At 71.1% G+C, this 22,936-nt stretch carries 22 protein-coding genes; 11 read left to right on the forward strand and 11 right to left on the reverse strand.

Features of this window, described 5'->3' with window-relative positions; genetic code table 11:
- The first annotated feature begins 158 nt into the window (after positions 1–158).
- On the forward strand, positions 159–1,631 hold the full coding sequence (locus ACZ5U5_RS03970) for a UDP-N-acetylmuramoyl-L-alanyl-D-glutamate--2,6-diaminopimelate ligase (protein WP_469015860.1): 1,473 nt from the start codon (positions 159–161) through the stop codon (positions 1,629–1,631).
- Between the two features lie 155 nt (positions 1,632–1,786).
- On the forward strand, positions 1,787–3,370 hold the full coding sequence (locus tag ACZ5U5_RS03975; RefSeq protein WP_469015862.1) for a purine-cytosine permease family protein: 1,584 nt from the start codon (positions 1,787–1,789) through the stop codon (positions 3,368–3,370).
- Here ACZ5U5_RS03975 and ACZ5U5_RS03980 read toward each other — a convergent pair.
- The 4 genes from ACZ5U5_RS03980 to ACZ5U5_RS03995 all read right to left on the reverse strand — a co-directional run bounded on the left by ACZ5U5_RS03980 (position 3,353) and on the right by ACZ5U5_RS03995 (position 5,508).
- Positions 3,353–3,856 carry an SRPBCC family protein gene (locus ACZ5U5_RS03980; RefSeq protein ID WP_469015865.1) on the reverse strand — a complete coding sequence of 168 codons (504 nt, stop codon included), beginning with the start codon at positions 3,854–3,856 and terminating at the stop codon, positions 3,353–3,355. The two genes, ACZ5U5_RS03975 and ACZ5U5_RS03980, sit on opposite strands and share 18 nt — an antisense overlap.
- Before the next feature lie 100 nt (positions 3,857–3,956).
- Positions 3,957–4,334, reverse strand: a complete 378-nt coding sequence (locus ACZ5U5_RS03985) for an Asp23/Gls24 family envelope stress response protein (RefSeq protein ID WP_469015867.1) — start codon at positions 4,332–4,334, stop codon at positions 3,957–3,959.
- Positions 4,331–4,993, reverse strand: coding sequence for an Asp23/Gls24 family envelope stress response protein (locus tag ACZ5U5_RS03990; RefSeq protein WP_469015869.1), 663 nt, complete (start codon positions 4,991–4,993; stop codon positions 4,331–4,333). The genes ACZ5U5_RS03985 and ACZ5U5_RS03990 overlap by 4 nt, the downstream gene beginning before the upstream one ends.
- Positions 4,984–5,508, reverse strand: coding sequence for an RNA polymerase sigma factor (locus ACZ5U5_RS03995; RefSeq protein ID WP_469016943.1), 525 nt, complete (start codon positions 5,506–5,508; stop codon positions 4,984–4,986). The genes ACZ5U5_RS03990 and ACZ5U5_RS03995 overlap by 10 nt, the downstream gene beginning before the upstream one ends.
- 265 nt (positions 5,509–5,773) lie before the next feature.
- Here ACZ5U5_RS03995 and ACZ5U5_RS04000 point away from each other — a divergent pair, with 265 nt between their 5' ends.
- The 4 genes from ACZ5U5_RS04000 to ACZ5U5_RS04015 are packed head-to-tail and all read left to right on the forward strand — an operon-like array spanning position 5,774 to position 8,054.
- On the forward strand, positions 5,774–6,295 hold the full coding sequence (locus ACZ5U5_RS04000; RefSeq protein ID WP_469015872.1) for an Asp23/Gls24 family envelope stress response protein: 522 nt from the start codon (positions 5,774–5,776) through the stop codon (positions 6,293–6,295).
- 46 nt (positions 6,296–6,341) lie between these two features.
- On the forward strand, positions 6,342–6,527 hold the full coding sequence (locus ACZ5U5_RS04005; RefSeq protein WP_365821589.1) for a hypothetical protein: 186 nt from the start codon (positions 6,342–6,344) through the stop codon (positions 6,525–6,527).
- Positions 6,524–7,486 (forward strand): DUF6286 domain-containing Asp23/Gls24 family envelope stress response protein, encoded by a 963-nt coding sequence (locus tag ACZ5U5_RS04010; protein ID WP_469015874.1) that lies wholly within the window; start codon positions 6,524–6,526, stop codon positions 7,484–7,486. The genes ACZ5U5_RS04005 and ACZ5U5_RS04010 overlap by 4 nt, the downstream gene beginning before the upstream one ends.
- Complete coding sequence (locus tag ACZ5U5_RS04015; RefSeq protein WP_469015876.1) at positions 7,470–8,054, forward strand: hypothetical protein; 585 nt, start codon at positions 7,470–7,472, stop codon at positions 8,052–8,054. Before ACZ5U5_RS04010 ends, ACZ5U5_RS04015 begins: the two co-directional genes overlap by 17 nt.
- Before the next feature lie 13 nt (positions 8,055–8,067).
- Here the strand turns inward: ACZ5U5_RS04015 and ACZ5U5_RS04020 are convergent, their stop codons facing one another.
- The 7 genes from ACZ5U5_RS04020 to ACZ5U5_RS04050 form a co-directional block, all read right to left on the reverse strand.
- The gene (locus ACZ5U5_RS04020) at positions 8,068–8,628 is read right to left on the reverse strand and encodes a rhodanese-like domain-containing protein (RefSeq protein WP_469015879.1); all 561 of its coding nucleotides are present in this window, start codon (positions 8,626–8,628) and stop codon (positions 8,068–8,070) included.
- A 161-nt stretch (positions 8,629–8,789) separates the two neighbouring features.
- The gene (locus ACZ5U5_RS04025; RefSeq protein WP_469016945.1) at positions 8,790–9,428 is read right to left on the reverse strand and encodes a fasciclin domain-containing protein; all 639 of its coding nucleotides are present in this window, start codon (positions 9,426–9,428) and stop codon (positions 8,790–8,792) included.
- Positions 9,429–9,647: 219 nt separating this feature from the next.
- Positions 9,648–11,006: a cryptochrome/photolyase family protein gene (locus ACZ5U5_RS04030; RefSeq protein WP_469015881.1), complete on the reverse strand. Its 1,359-nt coding sequence runs from the start codon at positions 11,004–11,006 to the stop codon at positions 9,648–9,650.
- 13 nt (positions 11,007–11,019) lie between these two features.
- Complete coding sequence (locus tag ACZ5U5_RS04035) at positions 11,020–11,775, reverse strand: anti-sigma factor (protein ID WP_469015883.1); 756 nt, start codon at positions 11,773–11,775, stop codon at positions 11,020–11,022.
- On the reverse strand, positions 11,772–12,356 hold the full coding sequence (locus ACZ5U5_RS04040) for a sigma-70 family RNA polymerase sigma factor (RefSeq protein ID WP_469015886.1): 585 nt from the start codon (positions 12,354–12,356) through the stop codon (positions 11,772–11,774). The genes ACZ5U5_RS04035 and ACZ5U5_RS04040 overlap by 4 nt, the downstream gene beginning before the upstream one ends.
- 73 nt (positions 12,357–12,429) lie before the next feature.
- On the reverse strand, positions 12,430–13,974 hold the full coding sequence (locus tag ACZ5U5_RS04045) for an SDR family oxidoreductase (RefSeq protein ID WP_469015889.1): 1,545 nt from the start codon (positions 13,972–13,974) through the stop codon (positions 12,430–12,432).
- Between the two features lie 51 nt (positions 13,975–14,025).
- On the reverse strand, positions 14,026–15,027 hold the full coding sequence (locus ACZ5U5_RS04050; RefSeq protein ID WP_469016948.1) for a LacI family DNA-binding transcriptional regulator: 1,002 nt from the start codon (positions 15,025–15,027) through the stop codon (positions 14,026–14,028).
- Between the two features lie 296 nt (positions 15,028–15,323).
- Between ACZ5U5_RS04050 and ACZ5U5_RS04055 the strand changes: the two genes are divergently transcribed.
- From ACZ5U5_RS04055 to ACZ5U5_RS04075, 5 genes are all read left to right on the forward strand, one after another.
- Positions 15,324–16,250: a carbohydrate ABC transporter permease gene (locus tag ACZ5U5_RS04055; protein WP_469015892.1), complete on the forward strand. Its 927-nt coding sequence runs from the start codon at positions 15,324–15,326 to the stop codon at positions 16,248–16,250.
- A 4-nt stretch (positions 16,251–16,254) separates the two neighbouring features.
- Entirely contained in the window at positions 16,255–17,223 is a 969-nt protein-coding gene (locus ACZ5U5_RS04060) for a carbohydrate ABC transporter permease (RefSeq protein ID WP_469015895.1), read from the forward strand.
- An 81-nt stretch (positions 17,224–17,304) separates the two neighbouring features.
- The gene (locus ACZ5U5_RS04065; RefSeq protein ID WP_469015898.1) at positions 17,305–18,645 is read left to right on the forward strand and encodes an ABC transporter substrate-binding protein; all 1,341 of its coding nucleotides are present in this window, start codon (positions 17,305–17,307) and stop codon (positions 18,643–18,645) included.
- A 63-nt stretch (positions 18,646–18,708) separates the two neighbouring features.
- Positions 18,709–20,760 (forward strand): beta-galactosidase, encoded by a 2,052-nt coding sequence (locus tag ACZ5U5_RS04070; RefSeq protein ID WP_469015900.1) that lies wholly within the window; start codon positions 18,709–18,711, stop codon positions 20,758–20,760.
- Positions 20,761–20,827: 67 nt separating this feature from the next.
- Positions 20,828–22,870 (forward strand): glycoside hydrolase, encoded by a 2,043-nt coding sequence (locus tag ACZ5U5_RS04075; protein ID WP_469015902.1) that lies wholly within the window; start codon positions 20,828–20,830, stop codon positions 22,868–22,870.
- Positions 22,871–22,936: the final 66 nt, after the last annotated feature.

Here is a 22,936-nt window from a genome sequence, read left to right on the forward strand (position 1 = left end):
AGCGTCCCCGGCCGTCCTGGCCCTTCGGCCGCACGCAGATATCCCCCTGTGGGGCCCGCTCGCCTTACGCGTATCACCGCGGATTCCGGCTCGCCGCCGCCCTGCCCCTCAGGCCGGGCGTGCGCGGTGTGCCGCGGACCGCCTTCGAGGGGACTGTTGTGAAGCTCAGCGCATTGCTCGACGGGCACGACCACCACGTTCTGCACGGCGACCCGGAAGTTCCGGTCACCGCGGGAGTGACCTTCGATGCCGGACAGGTGACGTCCGGCTCGCTCTACATCGCCGTTCCCGGCCATGAGGAGGGCGGACCCGGGGGCATCAGCCGGGCACTGGAACGAGGGGCGGTGGCCGTCCTCGCCGAGGACGGCGCGCTGCCGGACGCGGAACCCCCGGGGCGGGTGTGCGTGGTGCGGGTGAGCGACGCACGGGCGGCCGCCTCGCTCGTCGCCTCCCGGTACCACGGCGAACCCGGCCGGGCGATGGACGTCGTGGCGATCACGGGGACGAACGGCAAGACCTCCGTCTCGTACATGATCGAGTCGGCGCTCAGGCTGGCCACGGGCGCGAAAGTGGGAGTGATCGGCACTTCGGGAAGCCGGATCGGCACGGAGCGGATCCCGATGCCGCGGTCGGTCCTGAGCACCCCCGAGTCGCCGGACCTGCACTACCTTCTCGGCCACATGCGCGACCGGAACACCAGCAGTGTGGTGCTGGAGGCCACGTCCATGGGTCTGCTGCAGCAGCGCCTCGACCATGTGCCCGTGAGCATCGGCGTCTTCACCAATCTCACCCAGGACCACCTGGACGACCACGGAACGATGGAGCACTACAAGAACGCCAAGCTGCGCCTGTTCGCGGGGCTCTGCGACCGCGCGGTGGTCAACGCCGACGACCCCGTCAGCGCCGAGATCACCGCGATGATGCCGGGCTCGGTGACCACGTACGGCCTGGACGCGCCGGCGGACTACCGGGCGAGCGACCTGGTCGTGGACCCGGAGGGCACCCGCTTCACGCTCCACCACGACGGCCGCAAGTTCCCCGCCGCGATCCCGATACCGGGGCGCTTCTCGGTGTCCAACGCCCTGGCCACCCTCGCCGCGTGCCATCTGCTGGGGCACGAACTGCCCGCGCTCGTCGAGGCCTTGGACCGGATGCCGCTCACTCCGGGCCGGCTCGAACGCTTCACCACCGCGCGAGGGGCCCATGCCATCGTCGACTACGCGCACTCCCCTGACTCCCTGGAGAAGGTCCTCGCCACGATCCGCGGCTTCGCGACGGGGTCGGTGATCACCGTCTTCGGCTGCGGCGGCGACCGTGACACAACCAAGCGGGCCCTGATGGGCGAGATCGCCGGTCGTCACTCCGATCTGTGCGTCCTCACCTCGGACAACCCCCGCAACGAAGATCCCGAGGCCATCCTGGACCAGATCGTTCCCGGCCTGGTGTCCACGGGGACGCCTTTTCACCGCGAGGCCGACCGCCGCGCCGCGATCGCGCACGCGCTGTCCGTCGCCCGGCGGGGCGACATCGTGCTCGTCGCGGGCAAGGGCAGCGAGCCGCACCAGATAGTCGGCGAACAGCTCATCCCCTTCGACGACATGACGGTGGTCCGCGAACTCGACGCTCTGTAGGGGCGATCGCGCAGGTAGATGTGCGATTCATCCACCGGCCCGGCGCGCGCAGTGCGAATCGGGCACTGGTGCGCCGCGGCGCACGGCGTTTACGGTCCCTGCATTTCCGCCCCAGCACCTCGCGCGCCGCGGTGCCGCCGACCAGGGAGCCGCCTGTGCCCAAGGAGCCATCTCCGTCCGTCACCGAGGTCGAGACGCACGGAGTCGAACGCATCCCTGACGCGGACCGCACCGCGGGACCGCTCGATCTGTTCCGGCTCGCGTTCGGCGGCGCCAACACCTTCGCCACCTGCGTGCTCGGGGCGTTCCCGATCCTGTTCGGGCTCTCCTTCTGGCAGGGGCTCGCGGCGATGCTCCTGGGGCTGCTCGTCGGTTCGCTGCTCCTTGCCCCGATGGCGGTGTTCGGGCCACGCAACGGCACGAACAACGCCGTCTCCTCGTCGGCCCATCTGGGCGTGCACGGCAGGATCGTCGGCTCCTTCCTCTCCCTGCTGACCGCCGTGGCGTTCTTCTCCCTGTCGGTGTGGAGCTCGGGCGACGCGCTCATCGGCGGGGCGCACCGGCTGCTCGGCGTACCGGAGAGCGACGTGGCCTACGGCTGCGCGTACGCGGTCTTCGCCGCCCTCGTCCTCGCCGTGTGTGTCTACGGCTTCCGCTTCATGCTGCTCGTCAACAAGGTCGCGGTGGTGGCGGCGACCCTCCTTTTCGTGCTCGGCCTCGTCGCCTTCGCGGGAGACTTCGACCCCTCGTACGCGGGGATCTTCACCACGGACGCCGATCAGGCCACCCAGGACCTGTTCTGGCCCTCCTTCATCGGCGCCGCGCTGATCGTGCTGTCCAACCCGGTCTCCTTCGGCGCCTTCCTGGGCGACTGGGCGCGCTACATCCCCGCCGAGACCCCTCGCCGCAAGGTGATGGGAGCCGCCTTCCTCTCACAGGTCGCCACGGTCCTGCCGTTCGGCTTCGGCCTGGCGACGGCGGCGATCATCGCCGAGCGGGCGCCGAAGTACATGGACCCGGCCGCCCCCAATTTCGTCGGCGGCCTGCTCGCGATCGCGCCCGGCTGGTACTTCCTGCCGGTCTGCCTGATCGCCCTGATCGGCGGCATGTCGACCGGGACCACCGCGCTGTACGGGACCGGCCTCGACTTCTCCTCGGTGTTCCCGCGGCTCAGCCGCGTCCGGGCCACCGTTCTGATCGGCGTCCTGTCCATCACGTTCATCTTCGTGGGCCGGTTCGGCTTCAACCTCGTCCAGGCGATCTCCACCTTCGCCACGATGATCATCACCTGCACCGTGCCGTGGATGATCGTCATGATGCTCGGCTACGTCACCCGGCGCGGCTGGTACGACCCCGAGGCGCTGCAGGTCTTCACGCGCCGGCAGCACGGCGGCCGCTACTGGTTCGCGCGTGGCTGGAACTGGCGCGGCATGGCCGCCTGGTGGACCGGCGCGGTGACCGGCGTGCTGTTCACCAACATCCCCGGACAGTTCGTCGGGCCGCTCGGCGACCTCGCGAACGGCACCGACATCAGCCTCCCGCTGGGAGCGGCCGTCGCGGCCATCGTCTATCTCGCCCTGCTCGGGGCGTTCCCGGAGCCGCGCGGGGTGTACGGGCCCGAGGGGCCGCGCTGGGTGCGCGCGGCCGACACGCCGATCGCCCCGATCACCGGACCGCCCGGCGGCGGCACCACCGACGGGGCCGACCAGGCCGCCGCGCGGTCAACGAGCCGTCTCTAGCTCCCGCTTGAGGTTCTTCAGCGTCCGGTCGATGTTGCCGACCTGGAAGACCGCGAAGGTGCGGCCGCCCGTGGCCAGACGGTCGAAGGCGTTGGCCGCGAAGGTGGGCCAGGAACGCCTGTCGTCCGTCCACGTCTCGGTCACCTTGGTGCCGCCGTCGCTGTCCTCGAAGCGGTACTCCCAGGTGGCGATGGGGGCCCGCAGCCGGGGGCGCTTCAGCCCGATCGCGTGCACGCGGAAGGCGAAGCGCCGCCCCGGCTCGGCCTTGGTCACCGTGCAGCGGGTGGTCCAGCGGAACGGGCCGCGCTTGTTGTGCCCCTCGAAGACCAGGCCGACGGCGGCGGGCACGTCGCCTCCGGGCACGGTCGCGCCGAGGTTCTCGGGACTCCAGCGCCCCATCAGAGCGGGTTGGCTGACCTGCTCGTACACCGTCTGCGGTGACGCCTCGACCAGGATGCTGCGTGCCACTGTGAACGTGCGGGTCATGACAACTCCGTTCCTCGTCCCGCGACCTTACTCACCGGTAGCTTGAATGTCAGCCCCCACGCTCCCCCGAGGGCCCCGAGACGAGGCACCCGGGGGCGACTCAGACGAGGCCGGTGACCGTGACGGTGACCCGGGGCGTGCCCGGCTCTCCGGCCGCCGGCCCTTCAGTCGCCGGCCCTCCGGTCGCCAGCCGGACGGCCTCGGCCGCCGCCGAGCGCACCTCTCGGGTCACGTCCAGGGTCCGCCGCCCCCGGTGCAGGACGACGTACACCTCCACGCTCCAGCTCCGGCTGTCCTTCTCCCGCCGCACCTGCACGCCCGCGGAGCCCGCCGGGGTGCTGGGGAGACCGCGCCTCAGCACAGCGGAAGAGCGCAGGAGGTCCGCCAGACCCGGCCGCAGGAAGGCCACTCCCGGAGTACCGAGGACCGCCTCTATGACGGCGTTCGCCACCTCGCGCGAAACGTCTCGATCGCTCACCGCTGCCGCCCTTCCGCGCTGTCGTCCTCCGTGTCGTCGATGAGATCGCTGATCGTCACGTCGACGACCGCGATCCGCATCCCCAGTTCCTCGTCCACCGCTTCGAGGACCCGGCCCCGCACCCGATCGGCGACCTCCGGCAGGTTCCAGGGCAGCGGGACCTGCACCTCGATGCGGATCCTGACCGGCCCGCGCGCGAGGCGTCCCGCGGGCGCGGGGGCCTTCGCCTCGTCCAGCGGGCCGATGCGGCAGCTTCCCGCGCGCACGCCCGGCAGGGACTCCGCGGCGGCCCGCACCGTCCGTGCCGCCGCGGCCTCCACGATCCAGGCGTCCTCGTCCTCGTCGCCCAGGGGCAGCGTCCTGCCCGGCCGCAGTTCCAGCCGCACCACGTCCATGACACGGCCGGTGAGCGCGGAGGTGTCCTGCTCGCGCGGTGAGGTGTCGCGCGCCTCGGTGACGATCCCCTCCAGCTGCCGCAGGGCGTCCAGGGCCTGCGCGCAGTGCGGGCAGCCGTCGGCGTGGGGGTCGGGCACGCCCGCCTCCCACTGTTCCCACACCTGTGACAACTCGCGGCCACAGGGCAGCAGTTCATCCTCGGGAAGCATTCCGAAGCCCGCCTCCCGCTCGTCGTCCGGTACGGATTCCCCGTTCATCGCCATGCGGCCATCGCCTCCGTCAGATAGCGCCGCGCACGGAAGACACGGCCGCGGACCGCCTCCGTACTGATCCCGACCGTCTCGGCGATGGACTCGTACGACGCTCCGTCCAGCTCCCGCAGCACCCAGCACACCCGCTGCTCCGGCGAGAGGCCCTCCATCGCGCGCGCCAGGTCCGCCACCGCGGCGTGCCCCTCGGCCACCCGCGCGGGCGAGACCTCGTGCTCCGGAGCGGCCGGCTCGGGCAGCCAGTCGAGCGCCACGACGGGCCGCCGCGAGCGCAGCACGTTGAGGCAGCGATTGGTCACGATGCGGTAGATCCACGTGCCGAACTGCGCGTCCCTGCGGAACTCCGGCAGCTTGCGCCAGGCGCTGACGAAGGACTCCTGCACGGCGTCCTCCGCCTCCGGGCGGCTACCGAGCAGGCGCGTGGCCAGGCGCAGCGCCATCGGCGCGTGCCGGTGCACGAGGGCCTCGAAGGCCTCCTCGTCGCCTTCCGCCGCCCGGACCGCGAGCAGTCCGTCGGCACGTCTCGCGGACGCCTCCGCCTCGTCGGCTGTTCCGCCCCGGTCGCCCGGCACACGCGGCTCCTCTCATTTCGGTCGCGCTCGTACGACACACGCAGGGCCCACCGCGTTACGCGGCCCAGGAAAGCTACCTCCCGGGCGAGGAAATTCGCGTGAGGCGCGTAACGGACCGGGGGTACTCGGGTCGGAGCAGATGAAGAGCCCGACGACCCCTACGAAAACCGAACACCCCGACGATCCCCGAGGAGATGCCACCATGACGACGCAGGACCTCAGTTCGAACACAGGCACGCCCGGCACCGCCGAGAAGGAACTCACCGGCGAGGCCCGCAGGAGCGCCCCGGGAGCCATCACCGTCAGCGGTGCCACCGGCGCGGCCCAGCCGGCGGCGACGCGGGGCAAGACGACGATCGCCGATGTCGTGGTCGTGAAGATCGCCGGCATGGCGGCCCGCGAGATCCCGGGCGTGTTCGACATGGGCGGCGGCCTCTCGCGCACCATCGGCGCCGTGCGCGACCGCGTCCCCGGCGGGCGCCCCAACGTCGGACGCGGGGTGAAGGTCGAGGTCGGTGAGCGGCAGACGGCGATCGACCTCGACATCGTCGTCGAGTACGGCGTGCCCATCACGGACGTCGCCCACGACGTGCGCGAGAACGTCATCTCGGCGGTGGAGCGCATCACCGGCCTCGAGGTGGTCGAGGTGAACGTCGCCGTCAACGACGTCCATCTGCCCGAGGACGACAACGCGGACTCGGGCGCCGAGACGCGCGTCGAGTAGCACGCCGGTGGTCCAGGACGTTCCCTTCTGTGGTGTGAGGTGAGTGGTGAGCACAGCTCTGGTCGGCCTGATGGCGGGCATGGCCCTGGGATTCGCCGGTTGGTTCGGCGGCTTCGGCGCGTTCCTCCTGGTCGCCGCGCTCGGCGCGGTCGGCTTCGTCCTGGGGCGTCTCGTCGACGACGGCACGGACCTGCGCGCCTTCATCGGCGGGCGTGACCGGGAGCGCCGATGATCACGCCCGCGGCACAGCGCGGCACGACGACCGTCGCGGACCGCGCGGTGCGCCGCATCGCGGAACGCGCCGCGACGGAGGTACCGGCACCCGGCGCGGTCGAGGTCCGCAAGGGTTCGGCGGCCGTACGCGGCCGCCGCGCCCGGGTCGACGTCACCGTGGCCCTGCCCTACCCCGCGGTCCTCGACGAGTCGGGCGAGAGCGTGCGCTCGCACGTCGCCGAGCGCACCGGCCACCTCACCGGCCTCACTGTGTCCTCGGCGCGGATCCGCGTCCGGGGCCTTGCGCGCCGCGAGTTGTCCGCCGGGCAGCTCGCGGCGCCGGTCGAGGCCGCCGCGATGCGCGCACACCGGCCGTGGTCCCGACGCCGCCTTCCTGTAGGGGTGTTGGCGCTGCTCGCCACCGCGTTCTGCGGGGTGCTGCTGTACGACGTGGTGTCGGTGCACGCGGCCGGGAACGCTCCCGCGCGGTGGCGGACCGACGCGATGGAGTGGCTCTCCACGCATGGCCCGGACGGCGCCGCGACCACCGGTGTTCTCGCGGCGGTCGGTGCGTTCGCGCTCGGAGTGTGGCTGCTGGTCCTCGCCGTCACACCGGGCAGGCGCGGCGTCCTGCCGATGCGGCCGCCGCTGACGGGGGTGCGCGCGGTCCTGGACCGCCGGGCGGTCGCGATCCTGCTGCGGGATGCCGTGAGCGACGTGGCGGGCGTCGGCCGGGTGCGGGTCAGGGTCGGCCGCCGTACGGCGCGGGTGCGTGCCGGGCTCGGGTTCGGCGACCTGGAGGGTGCACGGCGGGCGGTGGCCGAGGCCGCCGAGGCGGCGGCCGCCGGGCTCGGACTCGCCCGGCCGCTGCGGCTGAGCGTGCGGCTGAGCTCGGAACCCGCCTGGCGCGCCCCGGCGGATGCCGGGGGTGGGCCCGGCGAGGTGGAGAGGAGCACGCCCGATGAGCCGACTCCGTAACAGCACGAACCGCTCAACTCTGTTCTGCGCGGCGGCAGTTCTCCTCTTCACGGGGGCCGTACTGGCGTCCGCGGCGGATCCCGTCCGTGAGCGGCTGCCGTCCGCAGTGCCCCGGGTCGGCGCGGACCGGGTGTGGCTTGACGAGGAGGCGCTCGGCCGCTGGCGCGATCACGGCTGGTGGACGCCCGTCGTGATCGCCGCCCTCGCGGTCGGCGCCGTCTCGTTCCTCTGCTGGGCCGTGGCCCAGATCCGCACCGGCCGCCCGCGCGAACTGCCGCTCGGGCAACCGGACGTCACCCTCTCGGCCAAGGCGCTGGCCTCCGTCATGGCCGACCGCGCCCGAGCGGTCGACGGCGTGGCCCGCGCCCACGTACGGCTGCTCGGGCGCCCCCGGCGGCTGCGCGCCCGCATCACGCTGGTCCTGGACCCCGACGGCTCCCCGGAGGCGGTGCTGCGCGAGGTCGCCGGGGGCACCGTTGCCGAGGCACGGGCGGCGGCGGCACCCCGCGTCCTGGAGGCCGATGTACGCCTCACGACCCGGGCGCACCGGGCGCGCCGCATCCACTGAGCGGACCGGCCGACTACAGGGCTTCCAGCGTGGTGCGCAGGTCCGCGGCGCGAGGGCGGTTGTGCGGAAGCCTGGCAAGGACGGCGGCCATGCCACAGGTATCGGTGACGGCGGAGAAGACCAGGCCGGCGCCGACACCCGCGGCCAGCCAGCGCGCGGGCTTGAATCGGGTGCCCGCGGCGAGGCCGAGCACGACCAGGGATCCGGCGGCGAGCCGCACCTGGCGCTCCATCGGCCAGGCCGTCGGCGCCCCCTGGGAAGGGTGCAGGGGGTGGCCCTCCGCGGCCCAGGCCGTGGTGCCGCCGGCGAGGGTGGCGGCGGGGATGTCGGCGGCGGCCAGCTCGTCGCACGCGGAGGCGGAGCGGTTCCCGGAGGCGCAGACCATCAGGAGCTCGCCGCGGGCGGCGGCGGCCTTGAGCTCGGGCAGCGCCATGTGCAGGTGGTCGACGGGGATGTTGTGGGCTCCGGGCAGGTGACCGGAGGCGAACTCGCCGGGGGTGCGCACGTCGATGACGGTGTAGCGGTCCAGGCGGGCGGCCGCCTGGGCGGGGGCCAGATCGGTGGGGGGAGTCATGTGGGGCTGTCCTTTCGTTGAGCCAAGGCTCTCACCCTCGCAGGCCGAACCGGCTGCGCGGGACGCGGGGACTGATCGTCGGCGTCATGCCCCCCCCCCGACGACGGAGCCTCCGCCGCCCCGGGGCAGGGCGGCGGAGGCGGTCGGGGCGGCGGTCCTCGTCAGCTCTTCGGCATCAGGACCGTGTCGACGATGTAGACCGTGGCGTTGGCCGTCGGGACGTTGCCGCAGACGACGTTCGACGTGTCGTTGACCTTGTACTCCGTGCCGGAGCCCGCGGTGGTGAGCTTGCTCTTCTCCAGCGTCTCGAAGGAGCCGTTCTCCAGCTGCTGCGGCGCCAGCTTCTTGCCCACCACGTGGTAGGTGAGGATCTTGGTGAGCTGGGCCTTGTCGTTGAGCACCTTGTCCAGGTCGGCCTTGGGGATCTTGGCGAACGCGTCGTTGGTCGGTGCGAACACCGTGACGTTCTCGGCGTTGTTGAGGGTGTCCACCAGACCGGCCTTCTTGACCGCGGTGACCAGGGTGGACAGCTCGGGATTGTTCGAGGCCGCCGTGGCGACGGGGTCCTTCGCCATCCCGTCGAAGGAGCCCGCGCCGCTGTCAGGAACCGACGAACAGGCCGGTCCGAACGGCTCGTTCGCCTTCATGGCGTCGTCCGACGTGGTCTCCTGCGCGCTGGGCGTGGAGTCCGCGGCCTTGGTGTCCTTGTCGCCGCTGTCCGAGCAGGCCGTCAGGGCGATCGGCAGCACCGCCGCGGCGGCGACGGCGACGGCGGCACGGCGGATTCGGGTGGAGTACATGGACATGGTCTTCTCCTTGCGTCATTGCGTGCATGGGGGTGGCCGGGAGCGGGCGCCGTCAGGGCACGGGCGCCACCACCCCCGCGCGCCGTCCCCACGTCATCCGTTCTTCGCTCACACAGGGAATTCGTCACGGAGCGGGCCGGGGATTGGTCGCAGATCCACATTCACCCGTTCGGGCACGCACGCCCTTCCGGTTGCCAGATGCCCCTGGGGCGGTCAGGCGTCTCGGGCCTGCTCGAAGCGGGCGCGCGCCTCCGCCAGCTCGACGACCGGATCGGGGTAGTCGAGATCCGCCCGGTCGCGGTCCGGGAGCTTCCACGGCTCGTGGATGTACCGGTCGGGAACCTCCGCGAGTTCGGGCACCCAGCGGCGTACGTAACTGCCGCCCGGGTCGAAACGCTTGCCCTGGATGACGGGGTTGAGGACCCGGTTGGGGCGGGTGTCGGTGCCGGTGCCCGCCGCCCACTGCCAGTTCATCTGGTTGTTGGCGACGTCGCCGTCCACCAGGAGGCTCAGGAAGTGCCTGGCGCCCACCCGCCAGTCGACGTAGAGGGTCTTGGTGAGGAAGCTGGCCACCACCAGACGCCCCCGGTTGTGCATCCAGCCCTCGTGGCGCAGCTGTCGCATCGCCGCGTCAACGAAGGGATAGCCGGTGCGCCCCTCGATCCAGGCGTTGATCTCCTTCTCGTTCGTGCGCCACCGGTCGCCGTGCGGGCGGTAGTCCCTGCCCGCGGCGTCCGGGCGGGCCGCGAGGACCTGGTGGTGGAAGTCCCGCCAGGCCAGCTGCCGGACGAACGCCTGCGCCCCCGACGAGCCTTCACGCTGCGCTCCGTGGATGACCTCGGCCGCCGACAGGGTGCCGAAGTGGAGGTGGGGCGAGAGCCGCGATGTCGCGTCACCGGCGACGTCGTCCTGGCCGTCCTCGTACCCCTCGACGCCGCCGGTCAGCCAGGCCCGCAGCAGCCGGCGTCCGGCTTCCTCGCCGCCGGTGCCGAGCCCGGGTGAGACGCCGGTGATCTCCGCACGCGGCAACACCGGGTCCGACTCCACGTCGGCGACCCGCACCTTGCGCGGGGCGGCCAGAATGTCCCGGATCCCTTCCGACGTCCAGCGCCGGAAGTACGGGGTGAACACCGCGTAGTGGTCCTTGCCCGTCGGGAGCACCTCCCCCGGGGCGACGGCCGTGATGACCGCGTCGTGCACGACCAGTTCGCAGCCGGTGCCTTCCAGCGCGGTCCGTAGTCGCTCCTCGCGCCGCGTCGCGTATCGGCTCACGCCTCCCGAGACGTGCAGCCGCTGTGCCCCGGTCTCCTTCACCACGCCGCGGACCTGGTCGGCGACATCACCGCTGCGGACCACGAGGCGGCCACCGCGCTTGCGGAGCCCCGAGTCGAGGTCCTCCAGGCAGTCGGCGAGAAAGGCTCGACGGTTGGGCACGGCGAAGCCGGTGGCCCGCACCCCCTCGTCGTACACGAACAGCGGGACGATCCGGTCCGATTCGTTCAGCGCCGCCCGCAGCGGTGGATGGTCGTGCAGGCGCAGGTCGGAGGTGAAAAGGACGATCGATACGGTCACTTTCTGCGGCTCCTCATGCCGTGGGGAAGTTCATCAGGGCCACCGGGTCGGACGTCGGCTCCTCGGAGCCGCCCGCCGGCTCGACGGTGATGCCGATGCCGGACGCCTGGTCCACCGGACCGTCCAGGAGCACCGCCTCGGTGCTGCGGCCCGGATTCATCAGGCCGGCCGAACGCATCGAACCGTCGTCGTTGAACCAGAGTTGGTAGACCTTGCCCGACGGCGGCTCGGGCATCCTGGCCGCCACGAAGGCGGCCTGGTTGCGGCTCTTGGCCACCACGACCGTGCCGGTCGCGCCGTCGGAGAGCTCCTTGGTCGAAGCCTTGGCGTCCGGTGCCGCGAGCACCTGGGCCAGCTGCTCGGTCTGGCGCCTGGCCTCCTGCTCGCGTTGGCCCGCCTCGTCGGCCCGCTCGTGCTGCCATACGGCGATGCCGCCGAACCCCGCGGCGGCGGCCAGGCACGCGGCGAGGGCGAAGCGGGACAGACGCCGTCCCGGGCCCGCGCGGCCGGTGGGCTTTGCGGGGGTGGGCGTGGGCGGCGGCTGCTGGCGGACCGTCGCGATGCGCCGCAGCACCTCTGCCCGCATGTCCGCGGGCGGGGCGACCGAGACGGCGCGGGCCAGACGCCCCGTCGTGGCGGCCAGTTCACGCACCTCCTGGGCGCAGGCCTCGCACACCTCCAGGTGCCGCTCGAACTCCGTGCGCTCCTCGTCCGAGAGGGCGTGCAGGACGTACGCACCCGTCAGCGTGTGCAGGTCGGCGGCGCTCACGCGCTCACCCCCAGGCAGTCACGCAGCCGGATGAGGCCGTCGCGCAGCCGGGTCTTGACCGTCCCCAGGGGCACGGAGAGCAGCTCGCCGACCTCCCGGTAGGTCAGGCCCCGGTAGTAGGCCAGGGTCACCGACTGGCGCTGCAGTTCGGTCAGGGTGCGCAGGCAGCGGCGCACCTGCTCGCGCTCAAGGCGCGTCTCGACCTGCTCGCTCACCTCGTCGAAGGCGGGGGTGCGTTCGAGCAGCGCGGCCTTGTGGTCGCGCTCGGCCGACGCCTGGACGGACCGCACCCGGTCCACCGCCCTGCGGTGCGCCATCGTCAGGACCCAGTTCATGACGCTCCCCCGCTCCTGCCGGTAGCGGGCGGCCGATCGCCACACCTCCACCAGCACTTCCTGGGCGACCTCTTCGGACTGGGCCGGGTCGCGCAGCACCGTGCGCACGAGCCCGAGGACGGGAGAGCAGATCACGTCGTACAGCGAGGCGAAGGCCTGTTGGTCGCCGCGCGCCACCCTGCTGAGCAGCTCAGCCGGATCGGGTCCCGCGGAGGGAGCCCCGCTGATGTGTGCCACTTCGTTCACCCGGTGATCCTCCTGGACGCTGGTCGCCTTCAGAGGTGATTCGGAGCCGTTGCGCCGCCGGATTGCCCGCGGGTCACGATTTCCGGGTGATTTCGGCGGTGCGCTGTTCGGCCGTACGTGTGATGTTGCGGGCCATGCCGCCGAAGACGAGCGCGTGGAACGGCGACACGCTCCACCAGTACGCGTGGCCGAGGAGGCCGTGCGGGTGGAAGAGCGCCCGCTGCCGGTAGCGGGTGCGGCCCTTGTCGTCCTCGTCCGCGCGCATCTCCAGCCAGGCCAGGCCCGGCAGCCGCATCTCGGCCCGCAGCCGCAGCAGCCGTCCCGGTTCGATCTCCTCGACGCGCCAGAAGTCCAGCGAGTCCCCCACCCGCAGCCGCTGGGCGTCGCGGCGTCCCCGTCTCAGCCCGACCCCTCCGACGAGCCGGTCCAGCCAGCCGCGCACCGCCCAGGCGAGCGGGAAGGAGTACCAGCCGTTGTCGCCCCCCACGCCTTCCACGACGCCCCACAGGGCCTGCGGCGAGGCGTTCACGGTGCGTTCCCTGCGGTCGGAGTAGAGGCTGCCGCCCGCCCAGTCGGGGTCGGTGGGCAGCGGGTCGCTGGGGGCGCCGGGCACCGACGCGGACGACCAACGGGTGCTGACCTGGGCGTCCTTCACGCGTTCGAGGGCCAGGGCGAGCGCCCTGTCGAAGCTCATCGGGACGCCGGGCGCGTCGGGCACGTACCGGGCGATGTCGTGTTCGTGGCAAATGACCTCATGCCGCAGGGACTCCGCGAGCGGCCGGGCGATCGAGGCCGGTACGGGGGTGATCAGACCGACCCAGTGGCTGGAGAGCCCCGGGGAAAGCATGGGCACGGGCAGGATGAGGCGGTGCGGCAGCTTCGCCACGGCCGCGTACCTGCCCATCATGTCGCGATAGGTGACGACGTCGGGGCCGCCGATGTCGAAGGTGCGGCTGACGTGGTCGGGCATGGTGGCGCTGCCCACGAGATAGCGCAGGACGTCGCGCACGGCGATGGGCTGGATCCTGGTGCGCACCCAGCTCGGGGTGACCATGACCGGCAGGCGTTCGGTGAGGTAGCGCAGCATCTCGAAGGACGCGGAGCCGGAGCCGATGATCACGGCGGCGCGGAGCACGGTGACCGGCACGCCGGACTCCATGAGGATCCGGCCCACTTCGGCCCGTGAGCGCAGATGCGGGGAGAGGTCCTTCTCCGGGATGCCCTCGGGGGTCAGACCGCCCAGGTAGACGATGCGCCGTACGCCCGCGGCGCGGGCCTGCTCGGCGAAGATCCGGGCCGCTTTGCGGTCCGTCTCCTCGAAGCCGGATCCGGTGCCGAGCGCGTGGATGAGGTAGTACGCGACGTCGATGTCCCGCATGGCATCGCCGACCGACTCGGCGTCGGAGGCATCGCCCCGCACCACCTCGGCCCGCCCGGCCCAGGGGTGGTCGCGCAGCTTCCCGGGCGAGCGGGCCATGCACCGCACCTGGTGCCCCGCGTCGAGCAGTTCGGGAACGAGCCGCCCCCCGATGTATCCGGTCGCCCCGGTCACCAGGCAGCGCAGCCCTTGCGCACCCTTGCCGCTACCGCCGCTGCCCTCACTGTCGCCGCCGTTCATGGGAGCCTCCGGCCTCGAACGATGTCCTCGCCTCCCCACCTTCCCCCGGAATCAGCGGGAAGGCGTGCGCGCGGGCGGCCGTGCGGTGCTCTCGCGCAGGACGAGCCGCGTGGGCACCAGCGTGGTGCCGCGCTCCGGGGCGCTCTGCCGCATCTGGCGCAGGACTCCCTCGACGCAGCGGCGCCCGACCTCGGCGAAGTCCTGGTGGACGGTCGTCAGGGGAGGCAAGAAGGAACCGGACTCGGGGATGTCGTCGAAGCCGATGACACTGACGTCCTGCGGCACCCTGCGGCCGCGCTCGTGCAGGGCACGCAGCAGGCCGAGCGCCATCTGGTCGTTGGCCGCGAACACCGCCGTGCAGTCCTCCTGATCGGCGATCCCGAGACCTGCCCGGTAGCCCGACTCCGCCGACCAGTCGCCGCGCACGAGGGGCGGCACGGCACATCCGGCCGCTTCGAGTGTCGCGTGCCAGGCGTCGGCGCGGCGTTGCGCGGCGTAGGAGTCCTCGGGCCCCGCGAGGTGCCAGACCGTCCGGTGGCCGAGGTCGAGCAGGTGCCGTACGGCATCGCGGGTGCCGCCCGCCTGGTCGGTGTCGACCACGGTGTAGCGGTCCCCGGCGTCCGAGTCGGCCACGACGACCTGGACATGGGGCGGCAGCGAGAGGGCCGCCGCGTCGAGGAGGTGCTTCTCCATGATGACGATGACGGCGTCCACGGCGAGTTCCCCTAGCCGCGAGAAGGCCCCGCGCACCTCGTCCTGGGTGGGGACGGCGACGGGGAGCAGGGTGACGGCGTACCCCTCCTGTGCGGCGGAGGTGGCGATCGCGTCGATGGTGCGTACGTTGCCGGTGGTGGAGAGGGTGAAGGTGATCAGGCCGATGGTGCGGAACTCGCCGCGTTTGAGGGCGCGGGCCGCGCTGTTGGGCCGGTAGCCGAGTTCCTTCATGGCGGCGAGCACCTGCTGCCGGGTCTCTTCGTTGACGCCCGGGAACCCGTTGGAGACGCGGGAGACGGTCTGTGAGGAGACGCCTGCGAGCCGCGCCACGTCGGCCATGGACGCGCTCTGCCCGCGGCGCGCGGCCCGCTCCCGTCCGCCCGGGGTGCCGTTCGCCGAAGTGTTCCGTGTTGCTTCCACTGTCTCCCTCGCCGCGTGTGTCCCGGACTTCCCGGACGACCCTTGACCGTCGCCATCGGGGCAGTGTAGACATTCCGCCACCGAATGTTTACGTAAACATAACACCTCGCCCTGCTTGGCTCACGCCCTTGTCGCAGCGCGATGTTTACGCAAACATCGTGCCACGTGACGCCTGCTCCGAGATGGACGAGTGAGATGGACGAGCGAGGAACGACATGACGACGCTTCACCTGCAGCGGGCCGCGAAGCGGCGTCCCGCCCGGCCCCCGTCACCCGGGACCCGCCGTTCCTGGACGGGCTGGGGATTCATCGGCCCCTTCGTGGCGGTGTTCGCCCTGGTCTTCCTCGCCCCCCTCGCCTACTCGGTCTATCTGAGCCTCTTCCGCGACCAGCTCATCGGCGGCACCACGTTCGTGGGCCTCGACAACTACCAACAGGCCCTGACCGACGGCCAGTTCTGGGCGTCCCTGGGCCGGGTGTCACTGTTCCTCGCCGTGCAGGTCCCGATCATGCTGGGCATCGCCCTGCTGGTGGCCCTCGCCCTGGACAGCGGGCGCCTCTACGGCAAGGACTTCTTCCGGATCTCGGTCTTCCTGCCCTACGCCGTGCCCGCCGTGGTGGCCTCGCTGATGTGGGGCTTCATGTACGGCACCCGCTTCGGCCTCGTGGGCGACATCAACGACGCCCTGGGCGTCTCGCTCCCCGACCCGCTCTCGCCCGACCTGGTCCTCGCGTCGATCGGCAACATCGTCACCTGGGAGTTCGTGGGCTACAACATGCTGATCTTCTACTCCGCGCTGCGCGTCGTCCCGCACTCCCTGTACGAGGCCGCGGAGATCGACGGTGCCGGTCAGCTCCGCGTGATCACGGCCATCAAGCTCCCCGCGATCCGCGGTGCCCTGATCATCGCGACGATCTTCTCGATCATCGGCAGCTTCCAGCTGTTCAACGAGCCGAGCATCCTGCAGAACCTCGCGCCCAACGCCATCACCACCGACTACACCCCGAACCTCTACACGTACTCGCTGTCCTTCTCCGGCCAGCAGCAGAACTACTCCGCGACGGTCGCCATCGTCATGGGCCTGATCACCATGGTCATCGCCTACGTCGTCCAACTGCGCGGCATGCGCAAGGGAGCGTGACCCGATGACCGGACCGAGCAGCCCCGTCACCACCGCTCCCCCGACCGCCTCCGCACCCGTCCGCACCCCGGGCGCCGCACCCCGGCTGCGGACCCCGCGCGCCCGCACCGCCCGACGGCACACCGCGGGCCGGCCACGGCGCAGCGTCCTGCTCACCGTGCTAACCGGCCTGGTCCTGCTCTACAGCGTGATACCGCTGCTGTGGCTGGTCATCAGCGCCACCAAGACCCAGGAGGGGCTCGCCGGTTCGTTCGGCCTGTGGTTCGGCGGGGACTTCGCGCTGTGGGACAACATCAGCGCGACGGTCACGTACGACGACGGCGTCTTCACCCGCTGGTTCCTGAACACCCTGCTCTACGTCGTGGTCGGCGCCGGGGGTGCCACCTTCCTCGCGGTCCTGGGCGGCTACGCCCTCGCGAAGTTCGACTTCCCCGGCAAACGAGCCGTCTTCGCCGTCGTCATCGGCGCCGTCGCCGTGCCCGGTACGGCTCTGGCGGTGCCCACCTTCCTGATGTTCAGCAAGATGGGCCTGACCGACACCCCCTGGGCCGTCCTGATCCCCTCGCTCATCTCGCCCTTCGGCCTCTATCTGATGTGGGTCTTCGCCACCGAGGCCATCCCCGCCGAGCTGATGGAGGCCGCCCGCATCGACGGGGCGAGCGAGGTGCGCACCTTCTTCCAGGTCGCCCTGCCGTTGCTCGCACCCGGCACCGTGACCGTCCTGCTCTTCACGATGGTCGCGACCTGGAACAACTACTTCCTGCCGCTGATCATGCTCAAGGACCCGGACTGGTACCCGCTGACCCTGGGCCTCGACAGCTGGAACGCCCAGGCCGCGACGGCGGGCGGCGATCCCGTCTTCCACCTCGTGATCACCGGTTCGCTGATCACCGTCCTGCCGCTGATCGCCGCGTTCCTGCTGCTCCAGAAGTACTGGCAGTCCGGGCTCGCCGCCGGAAGCGTCAAGGAATAGCGCTCGCACGTCAGTTGCCCCCGCGCCACCCATGTCCGCCCGTTCGCCCTTTGTGGACCACGAAGAAGTGGAAGCATCGCCATGCCCCAGAACACCCGCCGCCTGCTGCGCGGCATAGGTCTCGTCTGCGCCCTCTCCTTGGGGGTGACCGCTTGCGGTGGCTCCGACGACGACGGATCCGACCAGAAGCAGGTCTCGTCGGCGGACATCGAGGCGGCCCTGAAGAAGGGCGGCAAGGTCAAGGTGTGGGCGTGGGAGCCCACCGTGAAGAAGGTCGTCACCGACTTCGAGAAGGAACACCCTGCCGTCGACGTCGAGTTGGTGAACGCGGGCACCAACAAGGACCAGTACACGGCCCTGCAGAACGCCATCTCGGCGAAGAAGGGCGTCCCCGACGTCGCCCAGGTCGAGTACTACGCGCTGGGACAGTACGCCCTGACCAAGGACATCACCGACCTGACCCCCTTCGGCGCGGACAAGCTCGCCACGTCCTACTCGCCGGGCCCCTGGAACGCGGTGAAGTCCGGTGACGGGGTCTACGCCCTGCCGATGGACTCCGGCCCCATGGCCCTCTTCTACAACAAGAAGGTCTTCGACAAGCACAGGATCAAGGTGCCGACGACCTGGGACGAATACCTCCAGGCGGCCCGCAAGCTGCACAAGGCCGACCCGAAGGCGTACATCGCCAGCGACACGGGAGACGCGGGTCTGACCACCAGCCTGCTGTGGCAGGCCGGTTCGCGTCCCTACACGGTCGACGGCACCAAGGTGGGCATCGACTTCTCCGACAAGGGCGCCCGCGCCTACACCGAGACCTGGCAGAAGCTCATCGACGAGAAGCTGGTCGCAGAGATCAACCCCTGGACCGACGAGTGGTACAAGTCCTTCGGTGACGGCACCGTCGCGACCCTGCCCACCGGCGCCTGGATGCCCGCCAACTTCACCTCCGGCGTGAAGGAGGCAGCAGGCGACTGGCGCGCGGCTCCCCTCCCCCAGTGGACCGCGGGCGACAAGGCGAGCGCCGAGAACGGCGGCAGTTCACTCGCCCTGCCGGAGCTCGGCAAGAACAAGGAACTAGCCTACGCCTTCGTCGAGTACGCCAACTCCGGCAAGGGCGTGCAGACCCGCATCAAGGAAGGCGCCTTCCCGGCGACCACCAAGGACCTCGAGTCCAAGGCGTTCCAGAACACCGAGTTCCCGTACTTCGGCGGCCAGAAGGCCAACAAGGTCTTCGCCGAGTCCGCGGCGAACGTCGCCGACGACTGGAACTACCTGCCCTACCAGGTGTACGCCAACTCGATCTTCAACGACACCGCGGGCAAGGCCTACGTCTCCGGCACCCCCTTGTCCAAGGGCCTGAAGTCCTGGCAGGACGCCTCCGTCAAGTACGGCTCCGAGCAGGGCTTCAGCATGCAGAAGTAGCGCGGACCGGACCGCACCCCGTACCTCACGATCGCCCCCGAGCACCACACCGGAAGGACCACCATGCCCCCCACCCTCCCGTCCCGGCTGCTGCGCGGACCGGACGGTGACACCTCCCCCCGGCTCGCCTACGGCGCCGACTACAACCCGGAGCAGTGGCCGCGCGCGGTCTGGGAGGAGGACGTCCGGCTGATGCGCGAGGCCGGCGTCAACATCGTCTCCGTGGGGATCTTCTCGTGGGCCCGCATCCAACCGGACGCGGGCACCTGGGACTTCGCGTGGCTGGACGAAGTCATGGACCTGCTGCACGCGGGCGGCATCGGGGTCGACCTGGCCACCGCCACCGCGTCCCCGCCGCCCTGGCTCACCGCGGCGCACCCGGAGATCCTCCCGGTGACCGCCTCCGGTGAGACGGTGTGGCCGGGGGCGCGGCAGCACTGGCGGCCTACATCGCCCGTCTTCCGGGAGCACGCGCTGCGCCTGGTGCGCGAGATGGCCACGCGCTATGCCGGTCATCCGGCCCTCGTGGCCTGGCACGTCTCCAACGAGCTCGGCTGCCACAACATCTACGACTACTCCGACGACGCGGCCCGCGCCTTCCGCGACTGGCTGCGTGACCGCTACACCACCCTCGACGGCCTCAACCACGCCTGGGGCACGGCGTTCTGGGCCCAGCGCTACAGCGACTGGGAGCAGATCCTGCCGCCGCGGCTCGCGGCATCCCACCCCAACCCCACGCAGCAGCTGGACTTCAAGCGGTTCTCCTCGGACGCCCTCAAGGAGTACCTGCGCGCGGAGCGTGACGTGCTGCGCGAACTCACGCCGGAGGTGCCCGTCACCACGAACTTCATGGTGATGAGCGGCACCAAGGGCATGGACTACGCCGACTGGGCCGGCGAGATCGACTTCGTCTCGAACGACCACTACGTCGTACCGGGACCGCAGGCGCGGGACGAGCTGTCCTTCTCCGCCAACCTCACCAGCTCCGTGGCGGGCCACCGCCCGTGGTTCCTCATGGAGCACTCCACAAGCGCCGTCAACTGGCAGCCCGTCAACCTCGCCAAGCGCCCGGGTGACCTGGCCCGCGACTCCCTGCTGCACGTCGCGCACGGCGCCGACGCGGTGTGCTTCTTCCAGTGGCGCCAGTCGGCGGCCGGTGCCGAGAAGTACCACTCGGCGATGGTGCCGCACGCCGGCGCCGACAGTGAGGTGTTCCGAGCGGTGACCGCTCTGGGGCAGACCCTGAAGGCGCTGAGGCCCGTCGCGGGGGCCGCGCGCGAACCGGCACGCGTGGCCGTCCTCTTCGACTGGGACTCGTGGTGGGCGAGCGAGCAGGACTCCCACCCCACATCGCGGCTCGACTACCACCAGGAGGCGCTCGACTGGTACTCCGCGCTCCTGGCCCTCGGCATCCGCGCCGACGTCATCACCACCCGCACCGACGTCACCTCGTACGACGTCCTGATCGCGCCCGTACTGCATGTGATCCCCGAGGCACTCGCCAAGGAGCACACGCGTTACGTCGAGGGCGGCGGCCACCTGGTCACGACCTACTTCTCCGGCATCGTCGACGAGAACGACCACATCTGGCTCGGCGGTTATCCGGGAGCGCTGCGCGAGCTGCTCGGCATCCGTGTCGAGGAGTTCGGGCCGCTGCTCGCCGACGACACGGTCACGCTGGACAACGCCACCACGGGCACGGTGTGGACCGACCGGATCACCGTCACGGGACCGGAGGTGGAGGTCATCGCCCGGTACCGCACCGGTGCGTACGCCGATCGTCCCGCCGTCACCCGACGCGCCGCGGGCCGGGGTTCGGCGGCGTACGTCTCCACCCGGCTCGGCGCGGACGGCCTCACCGTCCTGCTGCCGGAGCTGCTCGCCGCGGCCGGTGTCGGGAGCGAACTGCCCGCTCCCGCACGCGGTCGCGTCGAGCTGGCCGTGCGCCGTGACGCCGAAAGCCGCTATCTCTTCCTGGTCAACCGGACCGACGAGACCGTGCCGCTGCCCGGCCTGACCGGAGACGTCCTCATCGGCGCGACCCCGGAGGCCGCCGACAGCGGTCTCGTCCTGCCGCCGAGGGATGTCGCCGTCCTGCGGCAGCCCGGCCGCTGACACGCCCTCCTCGAACACCACCCGTTCCTGTACAGCGCCACCCCGTCACCTACGTTGGGAGCACCCGTTGGCACCCCGTACCCGCACGAGAACCCGTACAAGGCGACTCATCGGCGTCGTCGGCACCACCGCCCTGGCCACCGGGGCAGCCCTGCTCACCGTCCCGTCGCAGACGGCCGCGGCGGCCTCCGAAGCCGTGACCGTCCGGCCCGACCCCTCTTATCAGCACGAGAAGTTCGAGGGCTGGGGCACGAGCCTGGTCTGGTTCGCGAACGCCACCGGCGACTATCCGAAGGAGATACGCGAGAAGCTGGCGCAGCTGCTCTTCGGTGACGAGGGGCTCGGCCTCAACATCGCCCGCTACAACATCGGCGGCGGCAACGCCCCCGACGTCAAGGACTATCTGCGCCCCGGTGGCGCGGTCGAGGGCTGGTGGAAGGCGCCGGCGGGCACCACGCGCGAGGACACCGACTGGTGGAGCGCCACGGACCCGGCCGACTGGAACCCGAAGGCGGACGCCACCCAGCGCTGGTGGGTCGACCGGATCAAGGACGACGTCGACCACTGGGAGACGTTCAGCAATTCGCCGCCCTGGTTCATGACCAGGAGCGGTTATGTCTCGGGGGGCTTCAACGCGAGCGAGGACCAGCTCAAGTCCGAGTCGGTCGACGACTTCGCCTCCTATCTGGTGGGCGCGACCAAGCGGCTCGAGAAGGCGCACGGCATCAAGGTCGACACCCTCGACCCGTTCAACGAACCCAACACCGACTACTGGGGAACCCGCCTGGGAACCGACGGCGAGCCGGTCGGCGGCCGTCAGGAAGGGGCCCACATCGGTCCCGAGCTCCAGCAGAATGTGATCAGCGCCCTCGGCCCGGTGCTCAAGAAGTCCCGCAGCGGTACGGAGATCGCCGCCATGGACGAGACCAACCCCACCACCTTCACGCGGAACTGGAACTCCTACCCGCGCGAGGTCAGGGACGCCGTCGGCCAGATGAACGTCCACACCTACGGCACGGACGGCCGCACCAGCGTGCGCGACCTGGCCAAGGCCGAGGACAAGCCGCTGTGGATGAGCGAGGTCGAGGGCGACTGGGGCGACGGGCAGGACTTCGACGACATGCGGCCGGGCCTCGGCATGGCCCAGCGGATGGTCGACGACCTGCGCGAACTGGAGCCGACGGCCTGGGTGTTCTGGCAGCCGGTCGAGGACTACGACAACATGAAGCCCGGCGGTGAATCCGCCAAGGGCGGCAACTGGGGCAGCATCCAGCTGCCGTTCAGCTGCACCGCCGAGGACACCCTGGAGACCTGCCCGATCCGTACGAACACCAAGTTCGACACGGCCCGCAACTTCACCCACTTCATCAGGCCCGGCGACCGGCTGGTCAAGGTCGACGACACCTCGAGCGCCGCCGCCGTGACCCGCAAGGGCGACGGGGCGACAGTCGTCCACGTCAACAGCTCGACCGCCGCGCGTACGGTCACGGTCGACCTCTCCAAGTTCGGCCACGTGAGCGGCAAAGCCACCGTCACGCCCGTGGTGACCAGCACCGAGGGCAAGCTCGAACGGCATGCCGCCGTCGACGTCCGCGGCAAGAAGGCCACCTTCGAGGTGCCCGCGCAGTCGGTGACGTCCTTCCTCGTCAAGGGTGTCTCCGGAGTGGCGAAGGACGCCGCCCTCCTGCGGAAGAACCACACGTACGAGCTGACCGGCGTCCAGAGCGGCAAGGAAGTCACGGTCGCCGAAGACGGCACCGGCCTCGTCATCAAGTCGTCGGCGGACACGGCGGACCGGCGCTGGCGGCTGCGGCAGATCAGCGGCGACACCGGAAATCAGCGGCGGTACGTCTTCACCAGCCCCGCCGAAGGCAAACGGCTGGCCGTCCGTGACGGCGTCCCGGTGGCCGAGCCCGACACCGGCCCCCGCGGCAAGGCCGCCCAGTGGATCATGTCCACGACCGGTGACGGCACATGGACGCTCGTCAACGCCGCCACGGGCAGGCTTCTGGAGGTCGGCGGTCAGGCCACGCACGACGGAGCAGCCGTCACGACGTGGACACCGAACTCCGGCGCCAACCAGCGTTGGCGGGTGACCGACGTGACCTGAGCTCGACACCGGGCCCCACCTGGCCTTATCACCCTCCGAAACTGTTCGATATGCGCAGGGTCACCG

The organism is Streptomyces sp. NPDC033177 (assembly GCF_055577715.1).

Coding starts and splice junctions, on each gene's coding strand:
- ACZ5U5_RS04045 (WP_469015889.1), bottom strand. CDS start 13,974: ATGAACGGCGGCGACAGTGAGGGCAGCGGCGGTAGCGGCAAGGGTGCG.
- ACZ5U5_RS04060 (WP_469015895.1), top strand. CDS start 16,255: ATGACCGGACCGAGCAGCCCCGTCACCACCGCTCCCCCGACCGCCTCC.
- ACZ5U5_RS04010 (WP_469015874.1), top strand. CDS start 6,524: ATGATCACGCCCGCGGCACAGCGCGGCACGACGACCGTCGCGGACCGC.
- ACZ5U5_RS04065 (WP_469015898.1), top strand. CDS start 17,305: ATGCCCCAGAACACCCGCCGCCTGCTGCGCGGCATAGGTCTCGTCTGC.
- ACZ5U5_RS04000 (WP_469015872.1), top strand. CDS start 5,774: ATGACGACGCAGGACCTCAGTTCGAACACAGGCACGCCCGGCACCGCC.
- ACZ5U5_RS04050 (WP_469016948.1), bottom strand. CDS start 15,027: ATGGCCGACGTGGCGCGGCTCGCAGGCGTCTCCTCACAGACCGTCTCC.
- ACZ5U5_RS03980 (WP_469015865.1), bottom strand. CDS start 3,856: ATGACCCGCACGTTCACAGTGGCACGCAGCATCCTGGTCGAGGCGTCA.
- ACZ5U5_RS04070 (WP_469015900.1), top strand. CDS start 18,709: ATGCCCCCCACCCTCCCGTCCCGGCTGCTGCGCGGACCGGACGGTGAC.
- ACZ5U5_RS04015 (WP_469015876.1), top strand. CDS start 7,470: ATGAGCCGACTCCGTAACAGCACGAACCGCTCAACTCTGTTCTGCGCG.
- ACZ5U5_RS04055 (WP_469015892.1), top strand. CDS start 15,324: ATGACGACGCTTCACCTGCAGCGGGCCGCGAAGCGGCGTCCCGCCCGG.
- ACZ5U5_RS04020 (WP_469015879.1), bottom strand. CDS start 8,628: ATGACTCCCCCCACCGATCTGGCCCCCGCCCAGGCGGCCGCCCGCCTG.
- ACZ5U5_RS04025 (WP_469016945.1), bottom strand. CDS start 9,428: ATGTACTCCACCCGAATCCGCCGTGCCGCCGTCGCCGTCGCCGCCGCG.
- ACZ5U5_RS03990 (WP_469015869.1), bottom strand. CDS start 4,993: ATGGCGATGAACGGGGAATCCGTACCGGACGACGAGCGGGAGGCGGGC.